The sequence below is a fragment of the Bacillus sp. 95MFCvi2.1 genome (assembly GCF_000374965.1).
Lineage (GTDB): Bacteria > Bacillota > Bacilli > Bacillales > Bacillaceae_G > Bacillus_A > Bacillus_A pseudomycoides.
Window position 1 is genome coordinate 21,620 of record NZ_KB895726.1, and the last position, 16,541, is coordinate 38,160.

Annotated in this window: 17 protein-coding genes and 1 tRNA gene; 16 read left to right on the forward strand and 2 right to left on the reverse strand. The window is 38.4% G+C overall.

Annotated features, from left to right (window positions below; translation table 11 throughout):
• Position 1: 1 nt before the first annotated feature.
• Both C568_RS0127215 and C568_RS0127220 read right to left on the reverse strand, forming a co-directional pair.
• The gene (locus C568_RS0127215; RefSeq protein WP_018765091.1) at positions 2-490 is read right to left on the reverse strand and encodes a YhcN/YlaJ family sporulation lipoprotein; all 489 of its coding nucleotides are present in this window, start codon (positions 488-490) and stop codon (positions 2-4) included.
• A 115-nt stretch (positions 491-605) separates the two neighbouring features.
• Positions 606-812 (reverse strand): DUF1657 domain-containing protein, encoded by a 207-nt coding sequence (locus C568_RS0127220; protein ID WP_003201925.1) that lies wholly within the window; start codon positions 810-812, stop codon positions 606-608.
• A gap of 182 nt (positions 813-994) precedes the next feature.
• On the opposite strand from C568_RS0127220, the gene C568_RS0127225 reads away from it, so the two are divergent.
• From C568_RS0127225 to C568_RS31370, 16 genes are all read left to right on the forward strand, one after another.
• A tRNA-Arg gene (locus C568_RS0127225) sits at positions 995-1,070 on the forward strand.
• Positions 1,071-1,523: 453 nt separating this feature from the next.
• On the forward strand, positions 1,524-2,831 hold the full coding sequence (gene rpoN, locus C568_RS0127230; protein WP_018765090.1) for an RNA polymerase factor sigma-54: 1,308 nt from the start codon (positions 1,524-1,526) through the stop codon (positions 2,829-2,831).
• Positions 2,832-2,840: 9 nt separating this feature from the next.
• Entirely contained in the window at positions 2,841-3,086 is a 246-nt protein-coding gene (locus tag C568_RS0127235) for a glutaredoxin family protein (protein ID WP_018765089.1), read from the forward strand.
• Between the two features lie 135 nt (positions 3,087-3,221).
• On the forward strand, positions 3,222-4,250 hold the full coding sequence (cggR, locus tag C568_RS0127240) for a gapA transcriptional regulator CggR (protein ID WP_018783330.1): 1,029 nt from the start codon (positions 3,222-3,224) through the stop codon (positions 4,248-4,250).
• 26 nt (positions 4,251-4,276) lie between these two features.
• On the forward strand, positions 4,277-5,281 hold the full coding sequence (gene gap, locus C568_RS0127245; protein WP_006096526.1) for a type I glyceraldehyde-3-phosphate dehydrogenase: 1,005 nt from the start codon (positions 4,277-4,279) through the stop codon (positions 5,279-5,281).
• Between the two features lie 134 nt (positions 5,282-5,415).
• The gene (locus C568_RS0127250; protein WP_006096527.1) at positions 5,416-6,600 is read left to right on the forward strand and encodes a phosphoglycerate kinase; all 1,185 of its coding nucleotides are present in this window, start codon (positions 5,416-5,418) and stop codon (positions 6,598-6,600) included.
• A gap of 32 nt (positions 6,601-6,632) precedes the next feature.
• Positions 6,633-7,388: a triose-phosphate isomerase gene (tpiA, locus tag C568_RS0127255; protein ID WP_018783331.1), complete on the forward strand. Its 756-nt coding sequence runs from the start codon at positions 6,633-6,635 to the stop codon at positions 7,386-7,388.
• Entirely contained in the window at positions 7,385-8,914 is a 1,530-nt protein-coding gene (gpmI, locus tag C568_RS0127260) for a 2,3-bisphosphoglycerate-independent phosphoglycerate mutase (protein ID WP_018783332.1), read from the forward strand. The genes tpiA and gpmI overlap by 4 nt, the downstream gene beginning before the upstream one ends.
• A gap of 33 nt (positions 8,915-8,947) precedes the next feature.
• Positions 8,948-10,240 (forward strand): phosphopyruvate hydratase, encoded by a 1,293-nt coding sequence (eno, locus tag C568_RS0127265; protein WP_003201939.1) that lies wholly within the window; start codon positions 8,948-8,950, stop codon positions 10,238-10,240.
• A gap of 177 nt (positions 10,241-10,417) precedes the next feature.
• Positions 10,418-11,068 carry a hypothetical protein gene (locus C568_RS31365; protein WP_018783333.1) on the forward strand — a complete coding sequence of 217 codons (651 nt, stop codon included), beginning with the start codon at positions 10,418-10,420 and terminating at the stop codon, positions 11,066-11,068.
• Between the two features lie 212 nt (positions 11,069-11,280).
• Positions 11,281-11,649, forward strand: a complete 369-nt coding sequence (locus tag C568_RS0127275; protein ID WP_018765084.1) for a CidA/LrgA family holin-like protein — start codon at positions 11,281-11,283, stop codon at positions 11,647-11,649.
• Positions 11,646-12,338, forward strand: coding sequence for an LrgB family protein (locus C568_RS0127280; RefSeq protein WP_018765083.1), 693 nt, complete (start codon positions 11,646-11,648; stop codon positions 12,336-12,338). Before C568_RS0127275 ends, C568_RS0127280 begins: the two co-directional genes overlap by 4 nt.
• A 94-nt stretch (positions 12,339-12,432) precedes the next feature.
• Complete coding sequence (gene secG, locus C568_RS0127285; protein ID WP_003201945.1) at positions 12,433-12,666, forward strand: preprotein translocase subunit SecG; 234 nt, start codon at positions 12,433-12,435, stop codon at positions 12,664-12,666.
• Between the two features lie 199 nt (positions 12,667-12,865).
• Positions 12,866-13,606, forward strand: a complete 741-nt coding sequence (locus tag C568_RS0127290) for an alpha/beta hydrolase (RefSeq protein ID WP_018765082.1) — start codon at positions 12,866-12,868, stop codon at positions 13,604-13,606.
• Positions 13,607-13,936: 330 nt separating this feature from the next.
• Complete coding sequence (gene rnr, locus C568_RS0127295; RefSeq protein WP_018783334.1) at positions 13,937-16,351, forward strand: ribonuclease R; 2,415 nt, start codon at positions 13,937-13,939, stop codon at positions 16,349-16,351.
• Between the two features lie 75 nt (positions 16,352-16,426).
• Positions 16,427-16,541, forward strand: a 115-nt coding sequence (locus C568_RS31370) for a hypothetical protein (RefSeq protein ID WP_018783335.1), incomplete at its 3' end; no start/stop codon positions are given.

A 16,541-nucleotide genomic window follows, 5' to 3' on the forward strand; every position in this document is an offset into this window, starting at 1 on the left:
ATTACGTATCGGATTTCACTTCTGATTGAATGAGTTTTAATTGCTTTTTGATCTGATCCTTGTTTACTTCTTTTTTCTTAATTTTGTTCTCCAGGTTATCTAATAGCATGAAAATTTTTCGATCTGTACTTACTTGAATATTGAAAGTAGGATACTCATCGCTCAATTGTTTTTTGATTTTGGTGCGCAGAGGTTTTAAACCGAATCTTTCGTGATGCTCTGGTTTGACAGCTATGTAAAGATCTAAGTTGGAGTTAACGGCTGTGGCTTTTATTATTTCCTCCATAGCAAGTACTTTCTTCTTTGCTTCTTGAGAGATAGACTGATTAAAGGATTCTGTACTCATCTTCGTTAACTTTGGACCATTCTTTTCCTCTGTTCGTTTCGCTTCTTCTTTTTTTACTTTTTTATCTAATGGACTACTACCACAGCCGGTAAATGAGCTGAGTAGTAGTACGAATAACGCGGTTATGATTCCAAGTTTTCGCATTACGATCATTCCATTTCTATTGCTTTATGTAATCTGAGTGAAAAAGGATGATATGGAATCATCCTTTTTCTGTTTCTCAAAAAGTGAGTGCCATGAGATGGTATAGTACTTTCACTTATTGTTGTCCGTATTGAGGCTCTTCTTGCTGAACTTCATCAACACGTGGGTTTAAAGAATCAATAATAGATTGTGTTTGTTGTGCAGCTGTTTGGAAAAGCTGTTTTGCTTGTTGGTTGTCCGTATCAAGAGCGAACCCCTCTAAGCTTGCTTGCGCACTTTTTAATCCAGAAACAGTTTGTTTTAATTTTGTAATTACAGTCATTGAATGAAGCCTCCTTAAGAATATGAATTCAATGATTATAATTTGTGAGTAGCCCCAAAAATATAATTACCAAATTTAGGATTGACGATTTGTTTTTGAAGAAATAGTGAGGAGAGCTTTTTTATATGATAGTAGTTGCGTACATTGACATAAGAAGATATAATTACCAATATATCGTTTATGCGCCCATAGCTCAGTCGGATAGAGCGGTGGTTTCCGGTACCACGTCTGCCGGGGGTTCGAATCCCTCTGGGCGCGTCAAAAAGTCTTAACTTACATTTGTAGGTTAGGACTTTTTTATTTCCTTCTTGTTATATCTGTTCATAAGATTTACTATTAGTACATGGTAATAAAAATGTTCTATATATTCATTTGGATTTTCAAGCCTATAAGCCGGGGCTATGAACAGAAAAGGAGGTCTCCACGCACTTTCTCCTTTTGTGTTCGCTTGGCAAGGGGCTAAAAAAGGAACTGACCGCTTCTACGTATGATCGGATTATCTCTTCCATCCCAAAAGAAAGGTTTTATGTCAGTTCTTCAACTTGTATTTATATATATTTTTTATTGTTTTCTTTCAATATTATCCATTTTTCAGTTGTAAGATGTAAATTTCATTAATACATATAAATTAATAATATTTGGAATGGGTATCTGCGCAGGATTCTCCTTTTAGGAAACTTATTGTACAATAGAAACAAGGGGGAGATTAGATTGAAGGCAAGTCTTTTACAAGAACAAAGCTTACGTTTGGCCATGACACAAGAGTTAAGACAAGCGATTACAATGCTCCAATATAATGTGCAGGAATTATCGGAGTTTTTGTATGAGCAATCGTTAGAGAATCCCCTTATTGAGTTAGGCGGCTTTGAGAGGGAGAAGAAAAAGAGTTCAAGCAAAAGTAAAAGTACAAGCAAACAAGTTAATAATCAAATGGAAATTTACAGTGTGGATTCGACAACGATTCAGCAACACTTATTAGATCAAATACAGTATTATAAAATAGATGAAGAGCAGCGAAAAGCAGCTTCTTTCATCATTATGAACATGGATGAGAATGGTTATTTACAAGAAACCAATGAAGAATTAGCAGAACTACTTGCAGCACATATTGATGTAGTGGACTGTTCTATGGAGCTTGTCCAGTCATTAGAGCCAGCAGGGGTGGGAGCGCGTAATATTCAGGAGTGTCTATCACTTCAATTGAAGCGCTTACAAAAACGAGATGAGCTGGCAGAAATGATTGTGGATGAACATTTCGTGTATTTTGTTAAGAAAGATTGGCGGAAACTTATCCATGTTATGAAATGTAATAATGAAGAATTACAATCAGCTGTTGATTGTATTACATCGCTTCAGCCAAAACCAGGGCTTGCGTTTAGCTCTGAAAAACCGCTTTATATTGTTCCTGATATGGCTGTTAAAAAAGACGGCGATCGTCTCGTTTTACAAATGAATGAACGTAACATGCCAAGGATTGAAATTCATTCAGAGTATAGTGCACTTCTTCATAATAGTGAAAGTGAGGTTGCTTCTTATGTATCTGAGAAGTACCAGCATGTGCAGTGGATTATGCGCAGTTTAAAGCAACGGAAACAAACGCTTTTGCAAGTGATGGAAATCATTATGAAGAAACAACGTGATTTCTTTTGGCAGGGGCCAGAGTACTTAAAGCCACTCTCCTTAAAAGAAGTAGCTGAAGAACTAAGTGTACATGAATCTACAATTAGCCGTGCTACCCGTAATAAATATGTACAAACGCCGCACGGATTGTTTGAAATGAAGTCATTTTTTAGTAACGCAGTGGTTACAACAGAAGATGAGGCTGTTTCTACAAAGCGTGTTAAACAATTGATGCAAGCGCTTGTAGAAAAAGAAAACAAGAAAAAACCACTTTCAGATCAAAAAATTTCAAAATTGTTAGAAGAAGAGCATGAAATCGTTATTTCAAGAAGAACGGTTGCGAAATATCGAGAACAAATGAATATTCCTGCTTCTTCTCTTCGAAAAACAATTGGATAGGTGAAGAAGATGAAGGTTGTTTTATATACGAAAACGGATTGTGGCCTTTGTGAGAAGGCAAAACAGCTGTTGAAAGAAGTGCAACATGAATATTCTTTTGAAATCGAGGAAATAGATATATATGAAGATGATGAGCTTTTAGAAAAGTATCAAATTATGATTCCTGTTGTGGAAATTGACGGAAAACAGGCGGAATGCGGTGTCATTCACAAAGATGTCATAATAAACTATATAAAGAATGCAGTTAAGAGTTGAATAAGTTTCTATCTCCTGTTACAATAATAAACGTAGCAGGGATTATTTTTTTAAACCTAGTGGGACATAAAATGTCACTACGGGACACAAAGTGACCACGAGGGAAAATGAACCGATGCAGTGAGGAGAAAAGATATGCGCTCATGGATTCAAAATACAAAAAAATTATTACCTGATCTGCTACCTGTTATGCAAACGAGAATGCAAATTCTTCAGCACATTCGTCTCATGCAGCCGATTGGCAGAAGAAATTTATCTGCAAGTCTTGGTATGACAGAACGAGTATTGCGAAGTGAAGTACAAGTTTTGAAAGAACAAAACTTAGTTCACGTCGCCTCTTCTGGAATGACTTTAACAGAAGAAGGAACAACTGTGGTTCTTGCTTTGGAAGACTTTATGAAAGAAATTTCCGGGTTAAAGGTTTTAGAAAAACAACTTAAGGAAACATTAGACTTGGATGAAGTTTTCGTTGTCCCTGGTGATAGTGATGAATCACCCTGGGTCAAACTGGAGATGGGCCGTGCTTGTGTGACTTGTATAAAAGACCATCTGACAGCGAATAATATCGTTGCTGTGGCTGGAGGAACAACGCTAGCTGCTGCTGCGGACATGATGCAACTAGATTGCAAAGATTTACATATGCTATTTGTCCCAGCGCGTGGTGGAATTGGAGAAGGTGTCGAATTAGAGGCCAATACCATTTGTGCGAAGATGGCACAAAATACGATGAGTAATTATCGCTTATTGTATGTTCCAGACCATGTAAGTAGCGAAGCATATGCGTCTATTGTGACAGAGCCTTCCGTGAAAGAAGTTCTTGAGTTGATTCGATCTTCCAATATCGTCATTCATGGAATTGGTGATGCGTTAACAATGGCACGGCGCAGAAATACTTCAGAAGCAGATTGGATGAAAATTAAAGCAAGTGAAGCAGTAGGCGAAGCTTTCGGTTATTACTTCAATGAACAAGGTAATGTCGTTCATAAAGTACAAACAGTAGGTATGCAGCTAAAAGATTTACATCATGTATCTCACGTTGTTGCAGTCGCTGGAGGATCTTCAAAAGCAAAAGCAATACAGGCTGTAATTAAACAAGGGCACACTTCGATTCTAATTACAGATGAAGGTGCAGCGAAACAATTAACAAAGGGTATTACCCTTTAATATAATCCCCCAAGGAGGAAATTTAAATGACTAAAATTGGTATTAATGGATTTGGACGTATCGGACGTAACGTATTCCGCGCAGCTCTTAACAACCCAGAGGTAGAAGTAGTAGCAATCAACGACTTAACAGACGCTAAAACTTTAGCTCACCTTTTAAAATATGACACAGTTCACGGAACTTTAAATGCAGAAGTATCTGCTAACGAAAGCAGCATCGTTGTTAACGGTAAAGAAATTAAAGTTATCGCTGAGCGTGACCCAGCTCAATTACCATGGAGCGACTACGGAGTAGAAATCGTAGTAGAATCTACTGGACGTTTCACTAAAAAAGCAGACGCTGAAAAACACTTAGGTGGATCAGTTAAAAAAGTTATCATCTCTGCGCCAGCTTCTGACGAAGATATCACTGTTGTTATGGGTGTTAACCACGAACAATACGATGCAGCTAGCCACAACGTAGTATCTAACGCTTCTTGTACTACAAACTGCTTAGCTCCATTCGCTAAAGTATTAAACGAAAAATTCGGCGTAAAACGCGGAATGATGACAACAATTCACTCTTACACTAACGACCAACAAATCTTAGACTTACCACACAAAGATTTACGTCGTGCTCGTGCAGCAGCTGAAAACATGATCCCAACATCTACTGGTGCAGCTAAAGCTGTAGCATTAGTATTACCAGAACTTAAAGGTAAATTGAACGGTGGCGCAGTACGTGTTCCAACTGCTAACGTTTCTCTTGTTGACTTAGTTGTTGAACTTGACAAAGAAGTAACAGTGGAAGAAATCAATGCAGCATTCAAAGCAGCTGCTGAAGGCGAATTAAAAGGTATCCTTGGATACAGCGAAGAGCCATTAGTATCTATCGACTATAATGGATGCACAAACTCTTCTACAATCGATGCATTATCTACAATGGTAATGGAAGGTAACATGGTTAAAGTACTTTCTTGGTACGATAACGAAACTGGTTACTCTAACCGTGTAGTAGACTTAGCTGCATACATGACTTCTAAAGGTCTTTAATTCTTAAGTTTATAAGTTATCAATGACAAAACGAGGGAGAGGGTTTGTTCCCTCTCTCTTCTTTCGTTTTAGAAGCAAATGTGATAAGCTTTTGAATGGGTTTTGTCAATCCTAACTAGTCGGAGGGAAATCCAATGAACAAAAAATCAATTCGTGACGTAGATTTAAAAGGTAAACGAGTATTTTGCCGCGTTGACTTCAACGTACCTATGAAAGATGGCAAAGTTACAGACGAGACTCGTATTCGTGCAGCTCTTCCTACAATTCAATATTTAGTAGAGCAAGGTGCGAAAGTTATTTTAGCAAGTCACTTAGGTCGTCCAAAAGGCCAAGTAGTAGAAGAAATGCGTCTTACTCCAGTAGCTGCACGTTTAGGTGAGCTTCTTGGTAAAGATGTGAAAAAAGCGGACGAAGCATTCGGACCAGCTGTACAAGAAATGGTTGCAGCAATGAACGAAGGCGACGTATTAGTTCTTGAAAACGTACGTTTCTATGCGGGCGAAGAAAAGAACGATGCAGAACTTGCGAAAGAATTTGCAGCTCTTGCTGATCTTTTCGTTAACGATGCATTCGGTGCAGCTCACCGTGCTCATGCTTCTACTGCAGGTATTGCAGACTACCTACCAGCAGTATCTGGTTTCCTAATGGAAAAAGAGTTAGAAGTATTAGGTAAAGCACTTTCTAACCCAGAACGCCCATTTACAGCAATCATCGGTGGTGCGAAAGTAAAAGATAAAATCGGTGTAATTCGTCATCTATTAGACAAAGTAGATAACCTAATTATCGGTGGTGGCCTTGCTTACACATTCGTAAAAGCATTAGGACATGAAATCGGACAATCTCTATGTGAAAATGACAAAATTGACTTAGCAAAAGAGTTTATGGAACTTGCAAAAGAAAAGGGCGTAAACTTCTATATGCCAGTTGATGTTGTAATTACAGAAGAGTTCTCTGAAACTGCAACAACAAAAGTTGTAGGTATCGATGCAATTCCTGAAACTTGGGAAGGCGTGGATATCGGACCGAAAACAAGTGAAATTTATGCTGATGTAATTAAAAACTCTAAGCTTGTTGTATGGAACGGACCAATGGGTGTATTTGAAATGACTCCATTTGCAGAAGGTACAAAAGCAGTAGGACAAGCATTAGCAGATGCAGAAGGTACATACTCTGTTATCGGCGGTGGTGACTCTGCAGCAGCTGTTGAAAAATTCGGTATGGCTGACAAAATGAGCCACATTTCTACTGGCGGCGGTGCGTCATTAGAATTTATGGAAGGTAAAGAACTTCCAGGTGTAGTTTGTCTTAACGACAAATAAGTAGCAGCCAAAGAAAAAGGACGGTGCAAAGCATGCGTAAACCAATTATCGCAGGTAACTGGAAAATGAATAAAACTTTATCTGAAGCAGTTAGCTTCGTAGAGGAAGTAAAAGGTCAAATCCCAGCAGCTTCAGCTGTTGATGCAGTAGTTTGCTCTCCAGCTCTTTTCTTAGAGCGCTTAGTAGCGGCAACTGAAGGAACGGACTTAAAAGTAGGTGCACAAAACATGCACTTCGAAAAAAATGGTGCATTCACTGGCGAAATTAGCCCAGTAGCACTTAGCGACTTAAAAGTGAGCTACGTAGTACTTGGCCACTCTGAGCGTCGTGAAATGTTTGCTGAAACAGACGAAGCAGTAAACAAAAAGACTCTTGCAGCATTTGAACATGGTTTAACACCAATCGTTTGCTGTGGTGAAACTTTAGAAGAGCGCGAAAGCGGAAAAACATTTGATCTCGTAGCAGGTCAAGTGACAAAAGCACTTGCAGGTTTAACAGAAGAGCAAGTGAAAGCTACTGTTATCGCATATGAGCCAATTTGGGCGATCGGTACAGGCAAATCTTCTTCTTCTGCAGATGCAAACGAAGTATGTGCGCACATCCGTAAAGTTGTTGCAGAAGCTGTTTCTCCAGCAGCTGCAGAAGCTGTTCGTATTCAATACGGCGGTAGCGTAAAACCAGAAAACATTAAAGAATACATGGCACAATCTGATATCGACGGCGCTTTAGTTGGCGGTGCTAGCTTAGAGCCTGCTTCCTTCTTAGGTCTTCTGGGGGCGGTAAAATGAGAAAGCCAACAGCTTTAATCATTCTTGACGGTTTCGGACTACGTGAAGAAACTTACGGGAATGCTGTAGCACAAGCTAAGAAACCTAATTTTGATGGTTACTGGAACAAGTTCCCTCACACAACGCTTACAGCATGTGGCGAGGCAGTGGGTCTTCCAGAAGGTCAAATGGGTAACTCTGAGGTTGGTCACTTAAATATCGGTGCTGGCCGCGTAGTATATCAAAGCTTAACACGTGTGAACGTTGCAATTCGTGAAGGTGAGTTCGATAAGAACGAAACATTCCAAAATGCAATTAAAAGCGTAAAAGAAAAAGGTACAGCTCTTCATTTATTCGGTTTACTTTCTGATGGTGGTGTGCACAGTCACATGAACCATATGTTTGCTCTTCTTCGCTTAGCAGCAAAAGAAGGCGTGGAGAAAGTATACATCCATGCATTCTTAGATGGCCGCGATGTTGGACCACAAACAGCAAAAGGTTATATCGATGCAACAAATGAAGTAATTAAAGAAACAGGAGTAGGTCAATTCGCAACAATCTCTGGTCGTTATTACTCCATGGACCGTGACAAGCGTTGGGATCGCGTTGAAAAATGTTACCGTGCTATGGTGAATGGCGAAGGACCTACTTATAAATCAGCACATGAATGCGTAGAGGACTCTTATGCAAATGGTATCTATGATGAATTCGTATTGCCATCTGTAATTGTTAATGAAGATGAAACGCCAGTTGCAACAATCAATGATGATGATGCAGTTATCTTCTATAACTTCCGTCCAGACCGCGCAATTCAAATTGCACGTGTATTTACAAATGAAGACTTCCGTGAGTTCGATCGTGGTGAAAAAGTACCTCACATTCCAGAATTCGTTTGTATGACACACTTTAGTGAAACAGTAGATGGTTACGTGGCATTCAAGCCAATGAACCTTGATAACACATTAGGTGAAGTTGTTGCGCAAGCGGGATTAAAACAACTTCGCATCGCGGAAACTGAAAAGTATCCGCACGTTACATTCTTCTTTAGCGGTGGTCGTGAGGCTGAATTCCCAGGAGAAGAGCGTATCTTAATTAACTCACCTAAGGTTGCAACTTATGACTTGAAACCTGAAATGAGCATTTACGAAGTAACCGACGCTTTAGTAAATGAAATCGAAAATGATAAACATGATGTTATCATTCTTAACTTTGCAAACTGTGATATGGTTGGCCATTCTGGGATGATGGAACCAACAATTAAAGCAGTAGAAGCAACTGACGAATGTTTAGGAAAAGTTGTAGAAGCGATTCTTGCAAAAGATGGTGTAGCACTTATTACTGCTGACCATGGTAATGCTGATCAAGAGTTAACTCCTGACGGTGGGCCAATGACAGCTCATACAACGAACCCGGTTCCTTTCATCGTTACGAAAAATGATGTTGAATTACGTGAAGATGGCATCTTAGGAGATATCGCTCCAACAATGCTTACACTTCTAAATGTTGAACAACCGAAAGAAATGACAGGTAAAACAATTATTAAATAATTAAATTGCACATATAAAAGGAGAGAAAATATTATGTCAACAATTATTGATGTTTATGCTCGCGAAGTCCTAGACTCTCGTGGTAACCCAACTGTAGAAGTAGAAGTTTACACAGAAAGTGGCGCATTCGGACGCGCTATCGTACCAAGTGGTGCATCTACTGGTGAGCACGAAGCAGTAGAGTTACGTGACGGTGACAAATCTCGTTACCTTGGTAAAGGTGTTGTTAACGCAGTAAACAACGTTAACGAAATTATCGCTCCAGAAATCGTTGGTTTCGACGTAACTGATCAAGCTGGTATCGACAACGCTATGATCGAATTAGATGGCACTCCAAACAAAGGTAAATTAGGCGCTAACGCTATCCTTGGTGTATCTATGGCAGTAGCTCACGCAGCAGCTGACTTTGTAGGTCTTCCATTATACCGTTACCTTGGTGGATTCAATGCAAAACAATTACCAACTCCAATGATGAACATCATCAACGGTGGTTCTCACGCTGATAACAACGTTGACTTCCAAGAGTTCATGATCTTACCAGTTGGTGCTCCAACATTCAAAGAATCAATCCGTATGGGTGCTGAAGTATTCCATGCATTAAAAGCTGTATTACATGACAAAGGTCTTAACACTGCAGTAGGTGACGAAGGTGGATTCGCTCCAAACCTTGGTTCTAACCGTGAAGCATTAGAAGTAATCATCGAAGCTATCGAAAAAGCTGGTTACAAAGCTGGCGAGAACGTATTCTTAGGAATGGACGTTGCTTCTTCTGAGTTCTACAACAAAGAAACTGGTAAATACGATCTTACAGGCGAAGGCCGCAGCATGACTTCTGCAGAAATGGTTGATTTCTACGAAGGTCTTTGCAACGACTTCCCAATCATCTCTATCGAAGATGGTTTAGACGAAAACGACTGGGATGGCCACAAATTATTAACTGACCGTCTTGGCAAAAAAGTTCAATTAGTTGGTGACGATTTATTCGTAACGAACACTCAAAAACTTGCTGAAGGTATCGAAAAAGGTATCTCTAACTCAATCTTAATTAAAGTTAACCAAATCGGTACTTTAACTGAGACTTTCGAAGCAATCGAAATGGCTAAACGTGCTGGTTACACAGCAGTTGTATCTCACCGTTCTGGTGAAACTGAAGATGCTACAATCGCTGACATCGCAGTTGCAACGAATGCTGGCCAAATCAAAACTGGTTCTATGAGCCGTACTGACCGTATTGCTAAGTACAACCAATTATTACGCATCGAAGACGAACTAGGCGAAATCGCTGTTTACGATGGTTTAAAATCTTTCTATAACTTAAAAAAATAATTTAAATGTAGTTTTTAATTGTTTAAATTAAGTGATAAAAAACCTCCTATTTATGATAGGAGGTTTTTTTATATGTTTGTAATGCATGTGAGTTAACATCAATAAAACAATTTAATATAATGAACCTGTGATATAAATAGAAAATGTTTAATCAAGAGAGGAAATGGGGTAATGAGAATGGTTAAACTGACTACAGCGATAGATAATGAAGAATCTAATGAAATTACAGAATGGTTAGAAAAATACATCTTTCCAATTGATTTTCTGGAAGACTGCTACTTTGATGTAAACACCATTTTATATTCAGTCAATTTAGCCAAACATCATACAATAGTATGTTCAATTGTTCATAATTCCGAACCCGCCACTTTTTCTCCAGAAGAGCTAAACGCAGCTATATTAGAAGGGTGTAGAAAAACAGGACTAAATGAAGGGTGTTACTATTTTAACGTTAATGTTCATGATAATATTGCAAGGGTAGTAGAGAGTATTGGATCATATAGCTTAAAGAGAGCAGAAAAGAACTATGCGCTATTCCCATTGTATTACCTATTAACAGAAAACAGAGCAGTTGAAGGTGGCACAAGTTATACGGGGCTTATTGGAAGAAATAAAGATTGGATGCTAACAATTGAATTTGCAACGAAGATAAATTTTATAGTACATGGGAGTAAAGAATTTTGTGATGTAGTATATCAGGCATTATGTAAAAGGACACTAGGTAACGTATTAGTGTTCTTTTTATGTTTTCTAGGAAAAATTTTTAGGGATATTGTGAACTTGATTCGTATATTTAAAGAAATCTATATGAGGATATTTCTTTTTTAAAATAGTAAATCCTAAAAATCAGAAAATATAAACTTTTTATTTTAGGTCAATGTTTTTGACGTAAATTCCGCTAGAAATCCAGTCATACCAAGGGTGTAAGCGTATAACATATGTCATTTTTGTTGTCAAGTTGATAAATTGCAGCTTTTTACAATTTATACTATGATAAGAATAGAAAACAGAAGATCGTATAAACATGAGGGATGATGAACATGAAGTTTACTAAGATTATTGTCCAAGTTGTAGCTCTTTACGTGTTTTACATGATTGGAACATGGGTGCAAGAAATGTTGAATATTCCAATTCCAGGTAGTTTGATTGGCTTATTTTTGTTGCTTATTTTACTTAGCATGAAGGTTCTTCCTGTGAAATGGTTTGATTTAGGAGCAGAAACACTCGTTGCTATTATGCCGTTTTTATTGATTCCGCCAACGATTGGCTTAATGAATTACGGTGCTTTTTTTATGAGTAAAGGAATTTCTCTTTTCATTACAATTGTAGCGAGTACATTTTTAATTATTATTGTCGCAGGACATACAGGACAATATCTTGCGAATAGAAAGGAAAAAGAATCGCGATGAGCCAAATATTAATCGGAATTGGTTGGGTTATTCTTACATTGTTATTATATCAATTATCTAAAAAGATTTATAAAGTATTGCCAACACCATTCACCATTCCAATGCTTGTAGCAACAGCATTAATGATTGTCTTATTACTTGTGCTGGATATACCATATCAACAATACATGCAGAGTGGTGGCGGCTGGATTTCAAAACTGCTTGGTCCAGGGGTGGTAGCATTTGCTATTCCATTATATAAACAGCGTCATGTGTTGCAAAAATATATTGTACCGATTGCGGGTGGTGTATTAGTCGGAACAACAGTTGCGATTGCAAGTGACTTAGTGATTGCAACGCTTATGGGAACAGATAAAAGCTTAATTTTATCTTCTTTACCAAAATCCGTAACAATGCCAGTTGCAATGAGTGTATCTGAGCAGGTTGGCGGCGTTCCATCTTTAACAGCGGCATTCGTTGTTGTTGCAGGGATTACAGGAACAATTACAGGTCCGCTTTTATTGAAATGGAGCCGCGTTACAAACTCTGTTGGTAAAGGGATTGGTTTTGGATGTGCATCACATATTATGGGTGTGATGAGAGCGATGAAAAACAATGAACATGAAGGTGTTATTGGATCGGTAACAATGACATTGACGGCTATTTTAACTTGTCTGCTTGGACCGCTATTTGCAACCATGTTTATGTAATAGATGAAAGCGAGAGCAATAGGAACAGCTCTCGCTTTTCTGTTGGATTTGTGCTACAGTTAAATTAACTGAATCTTTGTAGGAGGTACGCCAGGTGCATACGTTATTATCAGTTTTACTTATTATTGTATCGATTTTAATGATTGTTATGGTACTTATGCAGTCTAGTAATAGTTCAGGCCTTTCAGGTGCTATTTCAGGCGGTGCAGAGCAATTATTTGGTAAGCAAAAAGCACGCGGAATTGAAGCGGTATTAAACCGTATTACAGTTGTTTTAGCTGTACTATTCTTTGCACTAACAATTGGAGTTACGTACTTAAGCATATAAGTAAAGGTCTTGCTTTTTGACAGATATGAAAAAAGAAGAAGCGTTAGCGGATTCGCGCTAATGGTTCTTCTTTTTTTGTCTCATTTGTATTTCATTATTCGCAAAAAGTTTCTAATTAGATTATGGAAATGGAACTATGGTAAACTAGGGATAGAAACAATACGACTAGATTATAGAAGAGAAAGAGGAGAAGAAGATGATGAAATTAGCATCTCCGAAACCATTTACATTTGAAGGTGGAGACCGTGCTGTTTTATTACTACATGGATTCACGGGAAATTCAGCTGATGTACGTATGCTCGGGCGTTTTTTAGAGAAAAAAGGCTATACTTGCCACGCCCCAATTTATAAAGGTCATGGTGTACCGCCAGAACAACTTGTTCGTACAGGTCCTGAAGACTGGTGGAAAGATGCTATGGCTGCGTATCAACATTTGAAGGATCAAGGATATGAGAAGATTGCGGCTGTTGGACTATCACTGGGCGGTGTATTCTCGTTAAAACTTGCTTATACATTACCGATTTTAGGTGTTGTACCAATGTGTGCGCCAATGTACATTAAGAGCGAAGAAATTATGTACCAAGGTATATTGGCATACGCACGTGAATATAAAAAACGTGAGCAGAAATCACCAGAGCAAATTGCAGAAGAAATGATGGAATTTAAAAAGACACCAATGAATACATTAAAAGCATTACAAGATTTAATTCGTGACGTACGCAATAATGTTGATATGATTTATGCTCCAACATTTGTTGTACAAGCACGCCATGATGAAATGATTAATACAGACAGTGCAAACATTATCTATAATGGTGTAGAGTCCACGTTAAAAGAAATTAAGTGGTATGAAGATTCTACGCATGTTATTACGCTTGATAAACAACGTGATGAGCTACACGAGGATGTATATAACTTCTTGGAGCAACTAGATTGGTAAGATCTAGTTGCCTCTTTTTTTCATGAGGTATTAAAACCATTCTTTTTAGGGTGGAAGAGAGGGTCCATCGATGGATAGAAGTGGTCAGTTCCTTTTTTCGCCCCATGCTGTGTGAGAACAGAAGGAGAGAATGAGTGGAGGTCTTCTTTTATAGACGCAACGTAGGTTCCTGTAAATCAAAATGGATTTATATAGAAATAAACTTTTGAGATGAGGATTACGCAGCAGAATAAATGGTGAAAAACGAGTGTTTATAGAAGTTTCACTTTATATAGAGTCAATGTTTCGGATACACTAAATAATATGAGGATTTAAAGGAGGTATTTGTGCTTGGAAGACATTATTCAAGAACATATTGATAAATTATTGTTATTTATGAAAGAAGAAGCGTATAAGCCACTAACGATACAAGAATTAGAAGCTGCTTTTGGAATTGTAGATTCCGCTGGCTTTAAAGATTTTGTAAAGGCACTTGTTATGATGGAAGAGAAAGGACTTGTTGTTCGTACACGTAGCAATCGCTATGGCCTTCCAGAAAAGATGAATTTAGTGCGCGGTAAGTTAATTGGACATGCACGTGGTTTTGCATTTGTCGTGCCGGAAGAGAAGAAGACAGGCGACGATGATATTTTTATCCCGCCCACAGAATTAAATGGTGCACTTCATGGCGATACAGTGTTAGCTCGTATTAATTCACAATCTAGCGGATCACGCCAAGAAGGTACGATCATTCGTATTGTAGAACGTGGTACGAAGGAACTAGTTGGTACATATACAGAATCAAAAAATTTTGGATTTGTACTTCCTGATAATAAACGTTGGACAAGTGACATTTTTATTCCGAAAAGTGCATCTATGGGTGCGGTAGAAGGGCATAAAGTTGTTGTGAAAATTACAAGCTATCCGCAAGATCGTTTAAGTGCGGAGGGGGAAGTTATTCAAATTCTAGGTCATAAAAATGACCCAGGGGTAGATATCTTATCTGTTATTCATAAACATCATTTGCCATTAGCATTCCCGGAAGATGTAATGGAACACGCGAACAGTGTACCAGAAACGATTTCAGAAGAAGATTTAAAAGACCGCCGAGATCTTCGTGATCAAATGATTGTGACAATTGATGGTGCAGATGCAAAAGACTTAGATGATGCGGTAACAGTAACAAGGCTTGAGAATGGTAATTATAAACTTGGTGTTCATATTGCGGATGTAAGTCATTATGTCCATGAAGGATCTCCAATTGATGTTGAAGCAGCAGAGAGAGCAACGAGTGTGTATCTTGTTGACCGTGTAATTCCGATGATTCCACATCGTTTATCAAACGGAATCTGTTCCTTGAATCCGAAAGTGGATCGCCTTACACTATCTTGTGAAATGGAAATTAACAATCTTGGTGATGTTGTGAGCCATGAGATTTTCCAAAGTGTCATTAAAACGACAGAGCGTATGACATACGCTGATGTAAGAAGTATTTTAGAAGATGAAGACGAAGAGTTAATTAAACGTTATGAGCCATTAGTACCGATGTTTAAAGAGATGGGTCAGTTAGCGCAAATCTTACGTGAAAAACGTATGAGACGTGGTGCGATTGACTTTGACTTTAAAGAAGCAAAAGTACTAGTAGATGAAGAAGGTAAACCGACAGATGTTGTAATGCGTGATCGTTCGGTATCAGAAAAGCTAATTGAAGAGTTCATGCTTGTTGCCAATGAAACGGTAGCAGAGCATTTCCATTGGATGAACGTACCGTTTATGTACCGTGTCCATGAAGATCCGAAAGAAGATAAATTAGAGCGTTTCTTCGAATTTGTAACAAACTTTGGCTATGCGGTAAAAGGACGTGCGAATGAAATACATCCTCGCGCGCTGCAACAAATTCTTGAAATGGTACAAGGGCAGCCTGAGGAAGTCGTGATTTCAACAGTTATGCTTCGTTCGATGAAACAAGCTCGTTACGATGCAGATAGCTTAGGTCACTTCGGTTTATCAACAGAATTCTATACACATTTCACATCACCAATTCGTCGTTATCCAGATACGATTGTTCACCGATTAATTCGTGAATATATTATTAACGGTAAAATTGATAACGAAACACAAGCAAAATGGCGTGAAAAGTTACCAGAGATTGCAGAGCATTCTTCTAACATGGAACGCCGCGCTGTTGAGGCAGAACGCGAAACAGACGAACTGAAAAAAGCAGAATATATGCTTGATAAGATCGGTGAAGAGTACGACGGTATGATTAGTTCTGTAACAAACTTCGGTTTATTCGTAGAGCTTCCGAATACAATTGAAGGTCTTGTTCACGTTAGCTATTTAACGGATGATTACTATCGTTATGACGAACAGCACTTTGCGATGATTGGTGAACGTACAGGTAACGTCTTCCGCATCGGTGATGAAATTACAATTCGCGTTATTAATGTAAACAAAGATGAACGCGCAATTGATTTTGAAATCGTTGGTATGAAAGGTAGCCCAAGACGTAAATTCAAAGATCGTCCAGTTGTGATTGAACAGCCAAAAGGTGGTAGAAAGAGACGCAGTGGTCGCGGCGAACGTAATAATGAGCGCGGCGGTGCACGTGACAATGAACGTGGTAGTGGAAGAAAATACGAACGTGGTGGTCCAGGGAAAGAATCCTCTGGTCGTCCAGGGAAAAAAGATGGTAACGGTAAAAAGAAAAAGCCATTCTTTGAAAATGTCCCAGGATTTAAGAAGAAAAAGAAAAAGCGTAAGTAAGATGATATGATCCCCTTATAGTAGACAGTAAAAAGAAAGCACATTAATCTGTTTACTATGGAGGGGATTTTTTCTATGGGTAAAATTAGAGTAACTTACGATATAGAATTTAAGAAAAAAGCAGTAGATTTATACCTTAAAGAAGGAATGGGATACAAAACGGTCGCTAAAGAACTAGGAATTGATCACT

Bases quoted from the DNA above. Each gene is read 5' to 3' on its own strand.
- C568_RS0127215 (WP_018765091.1), bottom strand. From the start codon at position 490: ATGCGAAAACTTGGAATCATAACCGCGTTATTCGTACTACTACTCAGC.
- C568_RS0127220 (WP_003201925.1), bottom strand. From the start codon at position 812: ATGACTGTAATTACAAAATTAAAACAAACTGTTTCTGGATTAAAAAGT.
- C568_RS0127235 (WP_018765089.1), top strand. From the start codon at position 2,841: ATGAAGGTTGTTTTATATACGAAAACGGATTGTGGCCTTTGTGAGAAG.
- cggR (WP_018783330.1), top strand. From the start codon at position 3,222: ATGCGCTCATGGATTCAAAATACAAAAAAATTATTACCTGATCTGCTA.
- gap (WP_006096526.1), top strand. From the start codon at position 4,277: ATGACTAAAATTGGTATTAATGGATTTGGACGTATCGGACGTAACGTA.
- C568_RS0127250 (WP_006096527.1), top strand. From the start codon at position 5,416: ATGAACAAAAAATCAATTCGTGACGTAGATTTAAAAGGTAAACGAGTA.
- tpiA (WP_018783331.1), top strand. From the start codon at position 6,633: ATGCGTAAACCAATTATCGCAGGTAACTGGAAAATGAATAAAACTTTA.
- gpmI (WP_018783332.1), top strand. From the start codon at position 7,385: ATGAGAAAGCCAACAGCTTTAATCATTCTTGACGGTTTCGGACTACGT.
- eno (WP_003201939.1), top strand. From the start codon at position 8,948: ATGTCAACAATTATTGATGTTTATGCTCGCGAAGTCCTAGACTCTCGT.
- C568_RS31365 (WP_018783333.1), top strand. From the start codon at position 10,418: ATGGTTAAACTGACTACAGCGATAGATAATGAAGAATCTAATGAAATT.
- C568_RS0127275 (WP_018765084.1), top strand. From the start codon at position 11,281: ATGAAGTTTACTAAGATTATTGTCCAAGTTGTAGCTCTTTACGTGTTT.
- C568_RS0127280 (WP_018765083.1), top strand. From the start codon at position 11,646: ATGAGCCAAATATTAATCGGAATTGGTTGGGTTATTCTTACATTGTTA.
- C568_RS0127290 (WP_018765082.1), top strand. From the start codon at position 12,866: ATGAAATTAGCATCTCCGAAACCATTTACATTTGAAGGTGGAGACCGT.